The organism is Bradyrhizobium manausense, from assembly GCF_018131105.1.
GTDB lineage: Bacteria > Pseudomonadota > Alphaproteobacteria > Rhizobiales > Xanthobacteraceae > Bradyrhizobium > Bradyrhizobium manausense_B.
The window spans coordinates 3,568,972-3,585,007 of record NZ_JAFCJI010000001.1 but is presented as its reverse complement, the minus strand read 5'-3'; the positions used below and the strand labels follow the sequence as shown (position 1 = coordinate 3,585,007).

Below are 16,036 nucleotides of genomic sequence, written 5' to 3'. Positions count from 1 at the left end.
CGCGAAGCGCGTCTCGAACAAAATGCCCCGGTCATCCACGTGGGGCCGCGATTGAACGAAGGCGTGAATGCCCGGGTCAAGCCCGGGCATGACGACCGAGAGAGAAGAGCGCAATCATGATAACCTTGGCCCCGACCGGCTTCCTCAGCATCGGCAACGCCAGCCTCGAATATGTCTGGCGCGCGCCGCAATCAGCCGACGCGCCGATCATCGTCATGCTGCACGAAGGTCTCGGCTCCGTCGGGCTCTGGGGTGACTTCCCCGAGAAGCTCCAGCAGGCCACCGGCGCCGGCATCTTCGCCTATTCGCGTGCGGGCTACGGCCAATCGAGCCCGGTGGCGCTGCCACGGCCGCTCGATTACATGCAGCGCGAAGCGCTCGACGTGCTGCCGAAGGTGCTCGATGCGATTCCCTTCAAGCGTGGCCTCCTGCTCGGCCATTCCGACGGCGGTTCGATCGCGGCGATCTACGCCGGTTCACGCCAGGATCATCGGCTGCAGGGCATTGCGCTGATCGCACCGCATTTCATCGTCGAGGACATCTCGGTGAAGTCGATTGCTGCGATCAAGACCACCTATGAGACCACCGATCTCAAGGCAAAGCTGGCGCGCTGGCACAGGCACGTCGACAACGCCTTCTACGGCTGGAACGGCGCCTGGCTCGACCCAAAGTTCCGCGATTGGGACATCTCGGAATATCTGGCCTACATCCGCGTTCCTGTCATGGTCGTGCAAGGAAGGGATGACCAATATGGGACACTGCGTCAGGTCGAAATTGCGCAGGAAGAGTGCTATTGTCCGGTAGATTTGAAAATTATTTCAGACGCGGGCCATTCCCCGCATCGTGAAGCGCCCGGAGCGACGCTTGACGCCATTGAGCAATTTGCAACAGCGGCCCTGCGCGACGATCAGGGACTTCAGGGGCGCGCCGCGTGATCGTGCGAAGGCACATCTATGAATGTGCCTTCACATGTGACCGGCCCGTTGCCATGGCCGCGCTGGGCCTATGTGCCGGGCGAGACGGCCGAGGTCGATGCGGACTATGAGACGCTCGATATGGCCAAGGCGTTGGTGCCCCCGGCCTTTCGCGGCTACGTACCGGCGCGCCATCCGGCACTGCGTTACGGACTCGTGCTGAACGACCGCGGCTATTTCTGGGAAGCGCAGGAGGTGTTGGAAGCGCTGTGGGCGGCTGCGCCCCAAGGTGGCCGCGAGCGCATCCTGCTGCGCGCCTGTGTCCATGTTGCCAACGCCAACTTGCGGTTGCGGATGCAGAAGGCGCATTCGGCTGCGCGGCTGTTCGGCGACGCCCTTACCGAGTTGCGTGCGTTGAGCGCGCGCAAGGTCGGAGCTGCCGGCGATGGCTTTGTCGAGAGCTTTCCGGTGCCGGCCCTGACCGCGCTTCTCCAGGCCAAGCTCGGCCGGGCCCAGCTCACCAAGGCCGACTGGATCGGGCTCGGCGCTATTGTGCGGTCTTAGGCACCCTCATGAAACAAAGTGCATGTCTCGTCGATTAAGGGCTGGACGCGCTCCGTAACATGCATTATTGTGCATCTAACGGTAAAATCAAGACGAGCTCAAGGGTGGCCCATGGCCGGCGAAGATCGGCGCCTCGCAGGCGGCGCGACATTCATCGATTTCCAGACCGAACCGTCCCGCTACAAGCACTGGAAGCTTGCGGTCGACGGAGACGTCGCGACGCTCACCATGGATGTCGATGAGAATGGCGGCCTGTTCGAGGGCTATCTGCTCAAGTTGAATTCCTACGATCTCGGCGTCGACATCGAGCTTGCCGACGTCGTGCAGCGGCTGCGCTTCGAGCATCCCGAGGTGAAGGTCGTGGTGATGCGCTCGGCCAAGAACCGCGTGTTCTGCGCCGGTGCCAACATCCGCATGCTCGCGGGCTCGACCCATGCCCACAAGGTAAACTTCTGCAAGTTCACCAACGAGACCCGCAACGGCATGGAAGATTCGTCGGAGAATTCCGGCCAGCGCTTCATCACGGTGGTGAACGGCTCGGCTGCCGGCGGCGGCTATGAGCTCGCGCTTGCGACCGATCACATCATCCTCGCCGACGACGGCGCGTCTGCCGTGGCGCTGCCCGAAGTGCCGTTGCTCGCGGTGCTGCCGGGTACCGGCGGTCTGACCCGCGTCGTCGACAAGCGCAAGGTGCGCCGCGACCACGCCGATTTCTTCTGCACGATCGAGGAAGGCGTGAAGGGCAAGCGTGCGGTGCAGTGGCGCCTGGTCGACGAGATCGCGCCGAACTCCAAGTTAGAGGCAAGGATCGTCGAGCGCGCCAAGGAATTCGCAGGCAAGTCGAAGCGCGCCGGCAGCGGCAAGGGCATTGTCTTGACCCCGCACAAGCGGACGATCGACGAAACCAGCATCCGCTACGAATTCGTCAGCGTCGATATCGATCGCAGCGCGCGCATCGCCACCATTTCGATCAAGGCACCGGAAGCGGCACCGCCGGCCGACATCGACGGCATGATGGCGCAAGGCGCGTCGTTCTGGCCGTTGCAGGTCGCGCGCGAACTCGATGACGCGATCCTGCATTTGCGCATCAACGAGCTTGAGATTGCGATGCTGGTGTTCAAGAGCCATGGCGATCGCGCGCATGTGCTCGCCAGCGACGCTTTCCTCGAAGCCAACAAGGCGCACTGGCTCGTCAACGAGATCAGGCACTACTGGAAGCGCGTGCTCAAGCGCATCGACGTCACCTCGCGTACGCTGGTGACACTGGTCGAGCCCGGCTCCTGTTTCGCCGGCACCTTGGCTGAGCTCGTCTTCGCCGCCGACCGCTCCTACATGCTGATCGGCGCGCGCCAGGGCGACAACCAGCCGCCGCCGTCGATCGAACTCTCGGCGATGAATTTCGGCTCGTATCCGATGAGCCACGGACTGACCCGGCTGGAATCGCGCTTCCAGGCCGATCCGGCCGACGTCGAGCGCGCGGAAGCCACGCTGGGCACGGCCCTCGACGCCGAGCAGGCCGAGGAACTCGGTCTCGTCACGTTTGCGCTCGACGACATCGACTGGGACGACGAAGTCCGCGTCTTCCTGGAGGAACGCGCGAGCTTCTCGCCTGACAGCCTTACCGGCATGGAAGCGAGCCTCCGCTTCGTCGGTCCGGAGACGATGGAATCAAAAATCTTTTCGCGCCTCACCGCGTGGCAGAACTGGATCTTCCAGCGCCCCAACGCCGTCGGTGAGGAGGGCGCGCTGCGCCGCTACGGCAGCGGGCAGAAGCCGAAATTCGATATGACGCGGGTTTAAGGAGCACGAACATGAACATGAACATCATGAACGTCGACTACTCGACCAAGATTCCGAACAACGTGAATCTCGCCGAAGACCGTCAGGTGCTGAAAGCGCTCGAAGGCTGGCATCCCGGCTACATGGATTGGTGGAGCGACATGGGGCCCGAGGGCTTCCAGGAGTCGCTGGTCTATTTGCGCACCGCATACTCCGTCGATCCCCGCGGCTGGGCGAAGTTCGACTATGTCCGCATGCCCGATTATCGCTGGGGTATCCTGCTCGCGCCGCAGGAAGAAAATCGCGTCGTTCCGTTCGGTGAACATTTTGGCGAGCCGGCCTGGCAGGAAGTCCCGGGCGAATATCGCGCCATGCTGCGCCGCCTGATCGTGATCCAGGGCGACACGGAGCCCGCTTCCGTCGAGCAGCAGCGCCATCTCGGCAAGACCGCGCCCTCGCTCTACGACATGCGTAACCTGTTCCAGGTCAACGTCGAGGAAGGCCGCCATCTCTGGGCGATGGTTTATCTGCTCCAGAAATATTTCGGCCGCGACGGCCGCGAGGAAGCCGATGATTTGCTTCGCCGCCGCTCCGGTGACGCCGACGCGCCGCGCATGCTCGGCGCCTTCAATGAGGCGACGCCTGACTGGCTGTCCTTCTTCATGTTCACCTACTTCACCGATCGCGACGGCAAGATGCAGCTGCACTCGCTGGCGCAGTCGGGCTTCGATCCGCTGTCGCGCACCTGCCGCTTCATGCTTACGGAAGAAGCGCACCACATGTTCGTCGGCGAGACCGGTATCACCCGCGTCGTGCAGCGCACCTGCGACGCAATGCGCGAAGCCGGCATCACCGATCCGACCGACATCGCCAAGGTCCGCGCCCTCGGCGTGATCGATCTTCCGACCATCCAGAAGAAGCTGAACCTGCACTACACGCTGTCGCTGGACCTGTTCGGCTCGGAGGTTTCGACCAACGCGGCGAATGCCTTCAATACCGGCATCAAGGGCCGCTATCACGAGACCCAGATCGACGACGATCATCAGCTCAAGAACGCGACCTATCCCGTGCTCAAGTTCATCGATGGCGAGATCAAGCTGGTGGACGAGCCGGCGCTGACCGCGCTCAACATGCGCCTGCGCGACGATTACAGTCAGGATTGCGTCAAGGGCATGCTCCGCTGGAACAAGGTCATCTCGACCGCAGGCTACGATTTCAAGCTGACGCTGCCCAACGTCGCCTTCCACCGTCACATCGGGGAGTTCAAGAGCATCCATGCGACGCCGGATGGACTTTTGATCGACGATGCGACCTGGGCCAAGCGCAAGGACGATTGGCTGCCCTCGACCGCTGACGGCGACTTCATCACTTCGCTGATGCAGCCCGTCACCGAAAGCGGCAAGTTCGCGTCATGGATTTCGCCGCCGAAGGTCGGCATCGACAACAAGCCCGGCGATTTCGAATACGTGAAGATCGAGTCGTAGGCGTCAGTAGCCGACGCTCGCGCCAAAACTCCGCTGTCGTCCCGGCTTTCGCCGGGACGACAGCGGTGTGTAACGTCCCGACTTATCCCGCGATCTCCAACCCGGCATTCGCATATACCACGCCGCCATCGACGGCGATGGTGTTGCCCACCACGTAATCTCCCGCACGCGAAGCGAGATAGATCGCAACGCCCGCCATGTCCTCGTCGGTGCCGATGCGCCGCGCTGGAATGCGCTTGGCGACATCGTCCGAATGGTCGCGTGCGGCGCGGTTCATGTCGGACTTGAACGCACCCGGCGCGATCGCGGTGACGTTGATGTTGTCCTTGATCAGCTTCGTCGCCATGCGCCGCGTCAGATGGATCACCGCGGCCTTGCTCGCGGCATAGGAATAGGTCTCGCCCGGATTGACGAAGATGCCGTCGACGGAGGCGATGTTGATGACCTTGGCCGGCCGCGCGTGCGAGGCCGCCGCGCGCAGCGGCTTTGCCAAGGCCTTGGTCAGGAAGAACAGCGACTTGACGTTGAGGTCCATCACCTTGTCCCAGCCGCTCTCCGGGAATTCGTCGAACTCCGCGCCCCAGGCTGCGCCTGCATTGTTGACGAGGATGTCGAGCTTCGGCTCCAGCTTGATGATTTCGCCAGCGAGCTTGTCGCAGCCTTCGACGGTCGAGATGTCGATCGGCAGCGCGATGCATTCGCCGTCATACTGCGCCGAGAGTTCTTTCGCCGTGGCCTCGCAGGGCCCGGCCTTGCGCGCGGTGATGTAGACCTTCGCCGCGCCGGCGCCGAGATATCCGGCCGCGATCATCTTGCCGATGCCGCGCGAGCCGCCGGTCACGAGTGCGATGCGGCCCTTGAGCGAGAACAGATCGTTGGACATGGTGCCTCCCTTGGTTGGCGCCCGTTGTGGGCGGGGAGGGAAGGGGAGTCAAGGAATGCGCGGGTGGGTGGACCTACGCCGCCGAGATCCGCCGAAAGCCGTTCCACATCGCGGTCGCGGCGCCCGAGGTCAGCACCGGCAGAATGCGTGCATCCTGGTAATTTCCGTTGAGCGAAACGCGCGGCAGCGCCGTGATGTGGCCGGCGTTCTCGGCGAACAGCATGCCGGGTCGTGTCGTCACCGCGGTCTTGAAGCCGGCGGACGCGGCCAGCGCGAATTCGCGTGTCCCTGCGGCCTCGCGGTCGCCATAGGGGTAGGCAAGGTGCAGCACCTCGCGCTCCAGCGCGTTCTCGATCCGCACCCGGCTCACCGCCATCTCCTGCGCGGCGATCTCCTCGCTCTGCTTGGCGAGATTGCAATGGCTGATGGTGTGGGCGCCGATCGTGACCAGCGGATCGGCCGCAAGCCGCTTCACCTCATCCCACGACAGGCAGAGGTTGCGGCACAGCGCTTCCATGTCGACATCATGCGCACCACAGAGCGCCTCGATCTCGCGCTTCAGATCGTGCTCGCCCGGCAGTGCGCGTAGCCAATCATGCAGGCGATCGAATGCCGCCTGCTTTGCGGCCGGCGTCGTTGCATCGAGCCGCAGCGCGGAATGGCCGATCTGCACGTCGACCTGTTCGGCCTTGGCGATGACGGCTTCCAGCGCGACCCACCACAGCCGCCCTGTGCCCTCGGCAAAGTCGCTGGCGACATAGATGGTCGCGGGCGCGTCAAATTCGCGCAGCACTGGCAGTGCGTGGTCCCGGTTGTCGCGATAACCGTCGTCGAAGGTGAAGGCGGCGAAGCGGCGCTCGAAGCGGCCCTGAACCAGCCGTTCATGCAGTTCGTCCATGCTGACGATGTCGATCTCGCGCGCGCGCAAATGGCACAGGGCCGTACGCAGAAACTCCGGGGTGACCTCGAGATGTCGGTTCGGCCGGAACGCGCCCTCACGGGCCGGCCGCACATGGTGCAGCATGAAAATGGCGCCGACGCCCGACAGCAGCGGGCGCAGCAGATGGTGCGCCCCGCTGAAATAGAGTGCTCCCAGCCCGGCGCGAATGACGTTGTTACGGAGTTGTTTCATGACCGGCTGGCCGACCCCTGGCATTCCGCCTGCAACTCTAGGGAATGACCCTTGAAGAAAAAGTTATTCCAATTGTCCACGCATGGCCTCTGAAACGGCCCCATTTCCGGTTTGACAGCCTGCCAAGGGTTTGTTTTGTCTCCGGTTCCAGAGTTCGGGTCGTCGAATGCAAATGCTTTTCAGGTGGGCCAGCAAATGGTGGCTGGGGCTGATTCCCTTGGCCGTCATGTGGGGATTTGCGGCCTGGAATAACACTTTGCCTGTCGAGGCCGACCTGGCGGCCCGCAGCTCGGCTGCGCTCAAGGACACCGTCCTGGACAAGACCCGGATCGCGGTCGACGGGCGTGACATCAGCCTGGCTGCGGATGCCTTCTCCGAGGAGGGGCGCCGCGATGCCGTGACCGCGGTCGAGCTGGTTCCAGGCGTGCGGCTGGTCGATGACCAGACCCGCCTTGCTCCCGAAGCAAAACCCTTCGTCTGGAACGCCGAGCGTGACGTGGTCCGGGTGACGCTGTCGGGCTCCGCACCGCTGCCGTCGATGAAGGCGCGCCTCACGGAGGCCGCGCGAAAAGAAGTCAACGGGACCGAGGTCGCCGATCAGATGGGCCTTGCCCGCGGCGCGCCGCCGCGGTTCGAGGCGGCCGCGATGCTGCTGCTCGACCAGATCGGCAAGCTGAAGGACGGCAAGATCTCCATCTCCGATACCAAGATCAATCTCTCGGGCATGGCGCGTGATCTCGGCGGTCGCGAGGCGATTGCGGCGGCGCTGAAGAACCTGCCTGAAGGTTTTTCGATCGCTGCCAACGAGATCAAGGCGCCGCCGTACATCTTCCAGGCCTACAAGGATCCGGTCGCGGCCACGGTGACGCTGACCGGCTACGTCCCCGACAACAACGTGCACGCCGCGATCGCGACCAGCGCATCGCGAAAATTCTTCACCGAGAAGGTCGTCGATAATCTCAAGGCCAGCATCGGCGCGCCCGCTTCGTTCAACACGGCAGTCGTCGCAGCACTCGGCGCGTTGTCGCGGCTGTCGACCGGCACGCTCGTCGTGTCCGATCGCGAGGTGAAGCTGTCGGGCGATGCGCTGTACGAAGGTGCCGCCAACGACATTCGCGCCGGCCTCGGCAAGGATTTTCCAAAGACCTGGCAATACAAGCCCGAGATCACCGTGAAGCCCGCGGCGGGGCCGGTCGACGGCACCGTCTGTCAGCAATTGTTTTCGGAGCTGCTGGCGAAGGGCAAGATCCGCTTCGAGCCCAAGCGCGCCGATATCGATCCCGACTCCGCCGGCATTCTCGATCATCTGATCGAGACGGCGATGCGCTGCCCGACCACCAATATCGAGGTTGCCGGCCATACCGATGCCGATGGCGAGGACTCCTTCAACCAGGCGCTGTCCGAAAAGCGCGCGCAGGCGGTGATTGCCTATCTGGTCAAGGCCGGTCTGCCAGCAGATCGTTTCACCGCAGTCGGTTATGGCAGCACGCAGCCCGTCGCCGGCAACGATACCGACGACGGCAAGGCGCAAAACCGCCGCATCGAATTTCTGGTGAGGTGAAGATGCCCTATCTCGTCTCGTTCCATATGGGCTGGCTGATCGGCTCGGTGCTGCTGGGCTTTTGCGCGGGCTGGATCTCGGTGGTCCAGCGCGGGAACGGCACCTCGAAGGTCACGGCGCGCTGGCTCGCGGTCCTGGTCGCAGGGCTTGTCGCGGCCTCGTTTGCGCATGTGGTTCCGGGCCGCTTCGGCTACTGGCTCGACCTCGGCCTCGTCATGTTCGCGTGCTACCTCGTCGGCTGCACCATCGGCGCATGGCTACGATATTGGGTGGTCTCGCGGAGCCAGCCGGCAGGCTGAACTTTCGTCCAAAAGCTCGGTAACGGGTTGATCGGCCATGAGATTGCCGATGGCGCAAACTTGCGCTTGACAATAATACGTACGTACGTATTAATTTACTCATGCCAAAACCCTCACTCAAAGACGCCATCCTCGACGCCGGCCTCAAGGTCATGTTCCGGACCGGCTATCACGGCACCAGCGTGCGCGACGTCACCGCTGCGGCGGGCGCGCCGCAGGGGTCGTTTACCAACCATTTCCGCTCCAAGGAGGCGTTCGCCTCCGAGGTGCTCGACCGTTATTTCGACATCACCAGGGGGCTGGTTGCCGAGGCCCTCGACGACGTCTCGCTGACGCCGCGCGCGCGGCTCAGGCGCTATCTCGACATCATCACTGGCCGGCTGGAGGCTGATGGCTACGGCCGCGGCTGCCTGATCGGCGATCTCAGCCTGGAGGCATCAGGCAGCAGTGAGCTGCTGCGCGCGCGCCTTGCGGCGATCTTTGCTGAATGGCGCTCGCCGTTCGCTGCCTGCATCAGGGACGCCCAGACCAGCGGCGAGATCGCATCCGATTTCGAGCCCGAGGAGCTTGCCGACTTCCTGCTCGCGTCCTGGCAGGGCGCGATCCTGCGCATGAAAGTCGACCGCAATCCGAAGGCGCTCGAGCGCTTCAAGACCATCGCATTCCAAACCGTGTTCAGGGAGCCGACATGACCAAGCCGATCGACATCGAGATTCGCAAAACGTCCGTGCTGGGAAGCAACATGGCCTATCGCGAGACAGGCGCGGAAGGCGCGCCGGTCGCGCTCTTCCTGCACGGCAATCCGACCTCGTCGCATATCTGGCGCAACATTTTGCCGCTGGTGTCGCCGGTGGCGCATTGCATCGCGCCCGACAACATCGGCTTCGGTCAATCCGACAAGCCCGACATCGGCTACCGTTTCCTGGACCTCGCCCGCTATCTCGATGCTTTCATCGAGGAGCGCGGCATTACGTCGGCCTATCTCATTGCGCAGGATTGGGGCACGGCGCTGGCATTTCACCTCGCCGCGCGCCGACCGGATCTCGTGCGCGGATTAGCCTTCATGGAGTTCATCCGTCCGATGCCGACCTGGCAGGATTTTCACCACACCGAAGTTGCGGAAGAGCAGGGCCATGCCGAGGCGGCGCGGGCGGTGTTTCGCAAATTCAGGACGCCCGGCGAAGGCGAGGCGATGATCCTCGAAGCGAACGCGTTCGTCGAACGCGTGCTGCCCGGCGGCATCGTGCGCAAGCTCAGCGACGACGAGATGGCGCCTTATCGCGCGCCGTTTCCGACACCGGAGAGCCGCCGTCCTGTTCTTGTGCTTCCGCGCGAACTGCCGATCGCAGGCGAACCTGCCGACGTCTATGCCGCGCTCCAATCTGCGCACACCGCGCTGGCGGCGTCCTCCTATCCAAAGCTGCTGTTTACGGGCGAGCCCGGGGCATTGGTCGCGCCGGAATTTGCCGAGCGGTTCGCGGCCTCGCTGAAGCACTGCGCGCTCGTACGTCTCGGTGCCGGATTGCACTTCCTTCAGGAGGATCACCCTGAGGCGATCGGCCGTTCCGTCGCCGGCTGGATCGCCGGCATCGAAGCGATGCGTCCGCAGCTTGCAGCGTGAAGGAGGACGAGATGTCTGACGTGACCATCATCTATTGTCGCCCGTGCGGTTACGAGAAGCGTGCAAAGGACGCAGCTGCGGCACTTCGTCGGCAATTGGCCCTGGAGTCCGATCTCGTGCCGGGCAAGGGCGGCGTCTTCCAGGTCAAGCTTGGTGAGCGGATCGTCGCAACCCGCAGCAAGGGCTATTTCCCCGGCAGCGACGAAATCGTGGCCGCTGTCGCCGCTGCGCGGCGCTAAGGCGGGGGAGGCTTTCGCAAATGTCGATTGTCTGGACCGACGATCTCGCTGCTGTCGACTGGAACGAGCTCTCCGCGCTCTACCGTATTGCCCCGCTTGGCAACAAGGCGCCGGCCGATCTCGCGCTCGTGTTCGGCAACAGCATGTTTCGCGCCGTCGCGTTTGACGAAGGCCGCCTTATCGGCGCCGGGCGCGCACTGGCCGACGGCCGCGACTGCGCTCATCTTTGTGATGTTGCGGTGCACCCGGACTATCAGGGACGAGGTCTCGGTCGCGACCTCGTCGCGCGGTTGCTGGCGCGATGCCGCGGGCATCGCAAAATCATCCTTTACGCGGTGCCCGGCAAGGAGGGCTTCTACGCCCGCCTCGGATTTCGGGGCATGGCCACCGCCATGGCGATTTTCGACGACCAGGTCAGCGCCTATCGGCGCGGCTATCTGACGGCACCTTGAGCGCTCTCCCCGGGCCGCTTCTCGGAGGCGGCCCGCTGCGGCGCGGCCCCCTTTCAACCGGCCCAGGCGGGCCATAGATTGATTCCGACTTAAGCCGTAGCGGAGCATTGCCTGGTCGAAATCATCAAAACTTCACGGCCGCTGCGCAGGATCGCCGTGAAGATTCCCTTCGAGCTTGGCGCCGAAAGCGCCAATCCGTCCATCAGGAGCCCACGACCCTGCCTAAAATATTGAAGGCACGCGATTTTGTTCACATTGGCGAATTCCACTCCGCCCCGAAACGCGCTAGTGGAGGGGCGGGGGGCATGCGCGAGGCCGGAGCCGGCGGTGAGGGTTTCGTTGAGTGCCTGTGCGTCGTCCGCCTGTTCCTCGGCCACCCTGGCCGTTGAAGCGTTGTTCGAGGTCTAGATGCTGGAAGCCATACGCAGGGCGATGACGTTTCTGCGCCAGAAGCAAATCCTGCATAAGCTTGGAGTTGTGATCAGCGTCGCGGTCATCGGCATCGCTTGCTACGTGCTCTACCACATGCTGCGCGGCATCGATGTCAACGAAGTGATCGAGGCGATCAAGAGCACCGAGCCGAGCCAGATTGCGATGGCGGCGCTGTTCGTCGCGGCGGGCTATTTCACGCTGACGTTCTACGATCTGTTCGCAGTGCGCGCGATCGGCCATTCCCACGTGCCCTATCGCGTCAACGCGCTCGCCGCCTTCACCAGCTATTCGATCGGCCACAATGTCGGCGCCAGCGTCTTCACCGGCGGCGCGGTGCGCTACCGCATCTATTCGGCCCATGGCCTGAATGCGATCGACGTCGCCAAGATCTGCTTCCTGGCCGGCCTCACCTTCTGGCTCGGCAACGCCGCCGTGCTCGGCCTCGGCATATCCTATCATCCGGAGGCGGCCGCCTCGATCGACCAGCTGCCGCCGTGGCTTAACAGGGCGATCGCGATGATGATCATCGCCGGCCTGGTCGGATATGTGGTCTGGGTTTGGACCCAGCCGCGGGTGGTCGGACGCGGGCCGTGGACCGTGGTGCTGCCGGGTGGCGCGCTGACCCTGCTCCAGATCGCCATCGGCATCATCGATCTGGGCTTCTGCGCGCTCGCGATGTACGTGCTGGTCCCTGACGAGCCCAATCTCGGTTTTGTCGTCGTGGCGGTCATTTTCGTATCGGCGACGCTGCTCGGCTTCGCCAGCCATTCGCCCGGCGGGCTTGGGGTATTCGACGCCGCCATGCTGGTCGGCCTCTGGCAGATGGACCGCGAGGAACTGCTCGGCGGCATGTTGCTGTTCCGTGTCCTCTATTATCTCTCCCCGTTCGTCATCTCTGTAATCTTGCTGACGTTTCGCGAGGTTATCATCGGCGCTCGATCGAAACGCCTACAACAGGCAGCGCTCAAGCTCGATCCAGGCCCTGCGCCCAAAGCCGCCTATGTGAGAGAGCGCAGCGACAGCAGCGGCGCCTGACCGGCGCAGGCCTTGAATTTAGAGTCCCCAGGAGAAGTCCGCTCCGATGGCGATCGACGCCCCATCTTCTCCCCCCGCACGGCCCTGGTCCGACCGGCTGCGGCATTCGACCGTGATCCTGATTGCCGCGGCGCTGGCGCTGTCGCTGGTGGTCTCACTCGGCGAATTGTCGGTGATACGGGGGGCATCGGTGTTCCTCTGCATCGCCGCTGCCGCGCTGATTCCCTGGCGGCTGCATGATACCGCTGCCTCGCGCGAGGACGTGCGGCGCGTCAATCCGGTCGAGAGCGCGGCGGTGGCCGCCGTCGTCGCCGGCATGCCGGATCCCGCCGTGCTGCTCGATCGCGCCGGCCGCGTCATCCATCTCAATGCCGCCGCCGCCCAGCTCGCGCCGGCGCTGCGCAAGAACGAACTCGCCCAGTTCGCGCTGCGCTCGCCGGAGATCATCACCGCGCTGCGCGAGTCCATCGCCACCAGCGAGCAGCGGCGCGCGACCTATCTCGATCATGTACCGGTCGATCGCTGGATGGAGCTGATCATCACTCCGGTCCCGGTGCCGACCAATTTCGGCGGCGCCGACAAGTGCATGCTGATGACCTTCCACGACCAGACACCGTTGCGCCGGGTCGAGGAGATGCGCGCCGACTTCGTCGCCAATGCCAGCCATGAATTGCGCACGCCGCTGGCCGCGTTGTCCGGCTTCATCGACACGCTCCAAGGCCAGGCCAAGGACGATCCCAAGGCACGCGAGCGCTTCCTCGGCATCATGCACAACCAGGCCACCCGCATGGCGCGCCTGATCGACGATCTGTTGTCGCTGTCGCGGGTGGAACTGTCGGCCCATGTGCGGCCCGACACCCTGGTCGACCTCTTGCCGATCATCTTCCAGGTCGCCGACGGGCTCGAGCCGCTGGCGCGGGAACGCCAGGTCGCGGTCGAGACCCATCTGCCCGAGAGCCCGGTGATGATCGCCGGCGATCGCGAGGAGCTGCTCCGCCTGTTCGAGAACCTGATCGAAAACGCGCTCAAATATGGTGCCTCCGGCGGGCGTGTCATCGTGTCGCTGACGGCGACCCCGGCCACCGATGGAACTCAGGAAATCCGAGTCATGGTGCGCGATTTTGGCCCCGGCATCGCGCCCGAGCATCTGCCGCGCCTGACCGAACGCTTCTACCGGGTGGACGTCGGCGACAGCCGCTTGCAGGGCGGCACGGGCCTCGGATTATCGCTGGTGAAACATATTCTTAACCGTCACCGCGGCCGTCTTTTGATCGAAAGTGTGCCCAAACAGGGCGCCACCTTTACCGCCTGTTTTCCCCCGGCTAAGACTTTAGTTTAGGCGATAAATCCAAGCGATCTCAGCGGCTTAGCGCTGTCATCCCGCTGTCACCAAACCTTCGTAAAAGCTCAGCCGACCGCTTCTAAAGGGGCGGCGCGGGGAGCGCGATCGGGCGCGGATGGCGCTTCGCTCCCCTGTATGGAGACCAGCATGAATTTCATCAAGACGATCGTGGCCGCCGGTCTGGTGGCCGTGGCTACGCCGGCTTTCGCCGCCGACATCACCGGTGCCGGCTCGACCTTCATTTTCCCCGTCCTCTCCAAGTGGGCCGATGCCTACAAGAAGGAATCGGGCAGTGGCGTGAACTACCAGTCGATCGGTTCCGGTGCCGGCATCAAGCAGATCCAGGCCAAGACCGTGACCTTCGGCGCCACCGACGCTCCGCTGAAAGTGGAACAGCTCCAGAAGGACGGCTTCGCCCAGTGGCCGATGATCATGGGCGGTATCGTCCCGGTCATTAACGTTGAAGGCCTGAAGGCTGGCGAGCTCGTGCTCGACGGCGCCACCCTCGGCGACATCTTTCTCGGCAAGATCACCAAGTGGGACGACGCGGCGATCAAGAAGCTGAACCCGAATGCCAAGCTGCCGTCGGATGCGATCGCGGTCGTTCACCGCGCGGACGGTTCGGGCACCACCTTCAACTTCACCAACTATCTCTCCAAGGCCAGCGCCGACTGGAAGAGCAAGGTCGGTGAAGGCACCGCCGTCGAATGGCCGGTTGGTGTCGGCGCCAAGGGCAACGAAGGCGTTGCCGGCAACATCGCCCAGACCAAGAATTCGATCGGTTACGTCGAATACGCCTATGCCAAGCAGAACAAGCTGACCTACACCAAGATGGTCAACAAGGCCGGCAAGACCGTCGACGCGACCAACGAGTCGTTCCAGGCTGCCGCTTCCAACGCCGACTGGACCAGTGCTCCGGGCTACTACCTGATCCTCACCGACCAGCCCGGCGACAAGTCCTGGCCGATCGTCGCGACGACCTTCGTGCTGATGCACAAGGAAGCCGCCGACAAGGCCGCGTCGCAGGAAGCGCTGAAGTTCTTCAAGTTCGCCTTTGAAAAGGGTGCAAAGTCTGCCGAGGAACTCGACTACATCCCGATGCCCGACAGCGTCGTGAAGCTGATCGAGAAGAGCTGGTCGGCTGACATCAAGAGCTAATCCCTCAGCTCTCTGGACGCGGTGCGGCTTCTCACGGCCGCATTGCGGGCCACGCGACTTTTCGGCCCCGGATCAGCCTCGCGGCTCTATCCGGGGCACGACACCAAACAAAAGCGTGTATTCTTGGTATAGGGGATCGGCGTGGCAGAAATGGCCGTTCAGAGCGATGTAATCGACGACGCCGGACCTTACGATCGCGCCAAGGCCTTGAGCGCGTTCAAGCTCGGCGATGTCACCTTCTACTGGATCACGCGGCTCAGCGCGATTTCGGTGCTTCTCATTCTCGGCGGCATCATCGTTTCGCTGATCGTCGGCGCTATCCCGGCGATGAAGGAATACGGCTTCGCGTTCCTGTGGACGCAGCGCTGGGCGCCGTCGGCCGATCCGCCGGTGCTCGGCGCGCTCGGGCCGATGTACGGTACGCTCGTCACCTCCTTCATCGCGATGCTGATCGCCATTCCGGTCGGTCTTGGCATTGCGATCTTCCTCACCGAGCTCTGCCCGCAATGGCTGCGCCGCCCGATCGGCATGGCAATCGAGTTGCTCGCGGGCATTCCCTCGATCATCTACGGCATGTGGGGCTTCTTCGTGCTGGGACCGTTCCTGGCCAATACCTTTCAGCCCTTCATGATCAAGATTTTTGACGGCGTCCCCGTGCTGGGCGCGATCTTCGCCGGTCCGCCGTCCTATCTCAGCCTGTTCAACGCCGCTCTGATCCTTGCGATCATGGTGCTGCCGTTCATCACCTCGATCTCGGTCGACGTGTTCAAGACGGTGCCGCCGGTGCTGAAAGAGGCGGCCTATGGCGTCGGCTGCACCACCTGGGAAGTCGTGCGCAGCGTCGTGATCCCATACACCCGCGTCGGCATCATCGGCGGCGTCATGCTGGCCCTGGGTCGCGCGCTCGGCGAGACCATGGCGGTGACCTTCATCATCGGCAATTCGTTCCGCATCTCGTCGTCGATCTTCGCACCGGGCACCACGATCTCGGCGGCGATCGCGTCCGAATTCGCCGAGAGCGACGGCCTGCACCAGTCCGGCCTGATCCTGCTTGGTCTGCTGCTGTTCGTGCTGACGTTCTTTGTGCTCGCCGGCGCCCGGCTGATGCTGCTGCGCCTGGAAAAGAAGGCGGGGAAGTAAC

At 63.6% G+C, this 16,036-nt stretch carries 16 protein-coding genes; 14 read left to right on the top strand and 2 right to left on the bottom strand.

Annotated elements, in window-relative coordinates:
• The first annotated feature begins 116 nt into the window (after positions 1 to 116).
• The 4 genes from JQ631_RS17170 to boxB all read left to right on the top strand — a co-directional run bounded on the left by JQ631_RS17170 (position 117) and on the right by boxB (position 4,741).
• Entirely contained in the window at positions 117 to 935 is an 819-nt protein-coding gene (locus JQ631_RS17170; RefSeq protein ID WP_212327840.1) for an alpha/beta fold hydrolase, read from the top strand.
• Between the two features lie 18 nt (positions 936 to 953).
• Positions 954 to 1,478, top strand: coding sequence for a DUF309 domain-containing protein (locus tag JQ631_RS17165; RefSeq protein ID WP_212327838.1), 525 nt, complete (start codon positions 954 to 956; stop codon positions 1,476 to 1,478).
• Between the two features lie 111 nt (positions 1,479 to 1,589).
• Positions 1,590 to 3,278, top strand: a complete 1,689-nt coding sequence (gene boxC, locus JQ631_RS17160) for a 2,3-epoxybenzoyl-CoA dihydrolase (RefSeq protein ID WP_212327836.1) — start codon at positions 1,590 to 1,592, stop codon at positions 3,276 to 3,278.
• A gap of 11 nt (positions 3,279 to 3,289) precedes the next feature.
• On the top strand, positions 3,290 to 4,741 hold the full coding sequence (boxB, locus tag JQ631_RS17155) for a benzoyl-CoA 2,3-epoxidase subunit BoxB (RefSeq protein WP_212327835.1): 1,452 nt from the start codon (positions 3,290 to 3,292) through the stop codon (positions 4,739 to 4,741).
• An 82-nt stretch (positions 4,742 to 4,823) separates the two neighbouring features.
• Here the strand turns inward: boxB and JQ631_RS17150 are convergent, their stop codons facing one another.
• Together JQ631_RS17150 and JQ631_RS17145 are read right to left on the bottom strand one after the other, a co-directional pair.
• Positions 4,824 to 5,624, bottom strand: a complete 801-nt coding sequence (locus JQ631_RS17150; RefSeq protein ID WP_212327833.1) for an SDR family NAD(P)-dependent oxidoreductase — start codon at positions 5,622 to 5,624, stop codon at positions 4,824 to 4,826.
• 73 nt (positions 5,625 to 5,697) lie between these two features.
• Positions 5,698 to 6,756: a polysaccharide deacetylase family protein gene (locus JQ631_RS17145; RefSeq protein ID WP_212327832.1), complete on the bottom strand. Its 1,059-nt coding sequence runs from the start codon at positions 6,754 to 6,756 to the stop codon at positions 5,698 to 5,700.
• Between the two features lie 166 nt (positions 6,757 to 6,922).
• On the opposite strand from JQ631_RS17145, the gene JQ631_RS17140 reads away from it, so the two are divergent.
• The 10 genes from JQ631_RS17140 to pstC all read left to right on the top strand — a co-directional run bounded on the left by JQ631_RS17140 (position 6,923) and on the right by pstC (position 16,035).
• The gene (locus JQ631_RS17140) at positions 6,923 to 8,317 is read left to right on the top strand and encodes an OmpA family protein (RefSeq protein ID WP_212327829.1); all 1,395 of its coding nucleotides are present in this window, start codon (positions 6,923 to 6,925) and stop codon (positions 8,315 to 8,317) included.
• 2 nt (positions 8,318 to 8,319) lie between these two features.
• On the top strand, positions 8,320 to 8,616 hold the full coding sequence (locus JQ631_RS17135; RefSeq protein ID WP_212327828.1) for a hypothetical protein: 297 nt from the start codon (positions 8,320 to 8,322) through the stop codon (positions 8,614 to 8,616).
• A 101-nt stretch (positions 8,617 to 8,717) separates the two neighbouring features.
• The gene (locus tag JQ631_RS17130; RefSeq protein ID WP_212327826.1) at positions 8,718 to 9,308 is read left to right on the top strand and encodes a TetR/AcrR family transcriptional regulator; all 591 of its coding nucleotides are present in this window, start codon (positions 8,718 to 8,720) and stop codon (positions 9,306 to 9,308) included.
• On the top strand, positions 9,305 to 10,237 hold the full coding sequence (locus JQ631_RS17125) for a haloalkane dehalogenase (RefSeq protein ID WP_212327825.1): 933 nt from the start codon (positions 9,305 to 9,307) through the stop codon (positions 10,235 to 10,237). Before JQ631_RS17130 ends, JQ631_RS17125 begins: the two co-directional genes overlap by 4 nt.
• Before the next feature lie 11 nt (positions 10,238 to 10,248).
• Entirely contained in the window at positions 10,249 to 10,476 is a 228-nt protein-coding gene (locus tag JQ631_RS17120) for an Rdx family protein (RefSeq protein ID WP_212327824.1), read from the top strand.
• 20 nt (positions 10,477 to 10,496) lie between these two features.
• Positions 10,497 to 10,928: a GNAT family N-acetyltransferase gene (locus tag JQ631_RS17115; protein ID WP_212327823.1), complete on the top strand. Its 432-nt coding sequence runs from the start codon at positions 10,497 to 10,499 to the stop codon at positions 10,926 to 10,928.
• 408 nt (positions 10,929 to 11,336) lie between these two features.
• Positions 11,337 to 12,395: a lysylphosphatidylglycerol synthase domain-containing protein gene (locus JQ631_RS17110; protein WP_212327822.1), complete on the top strand. Its 1,059-nt coding sequence runs from the start codon at positions 11,337 to 11,339 to the stop codon at positions 12,393 to 12,395.
• A 46-nt stretch (positions 12,396 to 12,441) separates the two neighbouring features.
• A complete protein-coding gene (locus JQ631_RS17105) occupies positions 12,442 to 13,734 on the top strand; it encodes an ATP-binding protein (RefSeq protein WP_212327821.1) in 1,293 nt (430 codons plus the stop codon).
• A 150-nt stretch (positions 13,735 to 13,884) separates the two neighbouring features.
• The gene (gene pstS / locus JQ631_RS17100) at positions 13,885 to 14,895 is read left to right on the top strand and encodes a phosphate ABC transporter substrate-binding protein PstS (RefSeq protein ID WP_212327820.1); all 1,011 of its coding nucleotides are present in this window, start codon (positions 13,885 to 13,887) and stop codon (positions 14,893 to 14,895) included.
• 150 nt (positions 14,896 to 15,045) lie between these two features.
• Positions 15,046 to 16,035 carry a phosphate ABC transporter permease subunit PstC gene (gene pstC / locus JQ631_RS17095; protein WP_212328630.1) on the top strand — a complete coding sequence of 330 codons (990 nt, stop codon included), beginning with the start codon at positions 15,046 to 15,048 and terminating at the stop codon, positions 16,033 to 16,035.
• Position 16,036: the final 1 nt, after the last annotated feature.

Coding starts and splice junctions, on each gene's coding strand:
- JQ631_RS17170 (WP_212327840.1), top strand. CDS start 117: ATGATAACCTTGGCCCCGACCGGCTTCCTCAGCATCGGCAACGCCAGC.
- JQ631_RS17165 (WP_212327838.1), top strand. CDS start 954: ATGAATGTGCCTTCACATGTGACCGGCCCGTTGCCATGGCCGCGCTGG.
- boxC (WP_212327836.1), top strand. CDS start 1,590: ATGGCCGGCGAAGATCGGCGCCTCGCAGGCGGCGCGACATTCATCGAT.
- boxB (WP_212327835.1), top strand. CDS start 3,290: ATGAACATGAACATCATGAACGTCGACTACTCGACCAAGATTCCGAAC.
- JQ631_RS17150 (WP_212327833.1), bottom strand. CDS start 5,624: ATGTCCAACGATCTGTTCTCGCTCAAGGGCCGCATCGCACTCGTGACC.
- JQ631_RS17145 (WP_212327832.1), bottom strand. CDS start 6,756: ATGAAACAACTCCGTAACAACGTCATTCGCGCCGGGCTGGGAGCACTC.
- JQ631_RS17140 (WP_212327829.1), top strand. CDS start 6,923: ATGCAAATGCTTTTCAGGTGGGCCAGCAAATGGTGGCTGGGGCTGATT.
- JQ631_RS17135 (WP_212327828.1), top strand. CDS start 8,320: ATGCCCTATCTCGTCTCGTTCCATATGGGCTGGCTGATCGGCTCGGTG.
- JQ631_RS17130 (WP_212327826.1), top strand. CDS start 8,718: ATGCCAAAACCCTCACTCAAAGACGCCATCCTCGACGCCGGCCTCAAG.
- JQ631_RS17125 (WP_212327825.1), top strand. CDS start 9,305: ATGACCAAGCCGATCGACATCGAGATTCGCAAAACGTCCGTGCTGGGA.
- JQ631_RS17120 (WP_212327824.1), top strand. CDS start 10,249: ATGTCTGACGTGACCATCATCTATTGTCGCCCGTGCGGTTACGAGAAG.
- JQ631_RS17115 (WP_212327823.1), top strand. CDS start 10,497: ATGTCGATTGTCTGGACCGACGATCTCGCTGCTGTCGACTGGAACGAG.
- JQ631_RS17110 (WP_212327822.1), top strand. CDS start 11,337: ATGCTGGAAGCCATACGCAGGGCGATGACGTTTCTGCGCCAGAAGCAA.
- JQ631_RS17105 (WP_212327821.1), top strand. CDS start 12,442: ATGGCGATCGACGCCCCATCTTCTCCCCCCGCACGGCCCTGGTCCGAC.
- pstS (WP_212327820.1), top strand. CDS start 13,885: ATGAATTTCATCAAGACGATCGTGGCCGCCGGTCTGGTGGCCGTGGCT.
- pstC (WP_212328630.1), top strand. CDS start 15,046: ATGGCCGTTCAGAGCGATGTAATCGACGACGCCGGACCTTACGATCGC.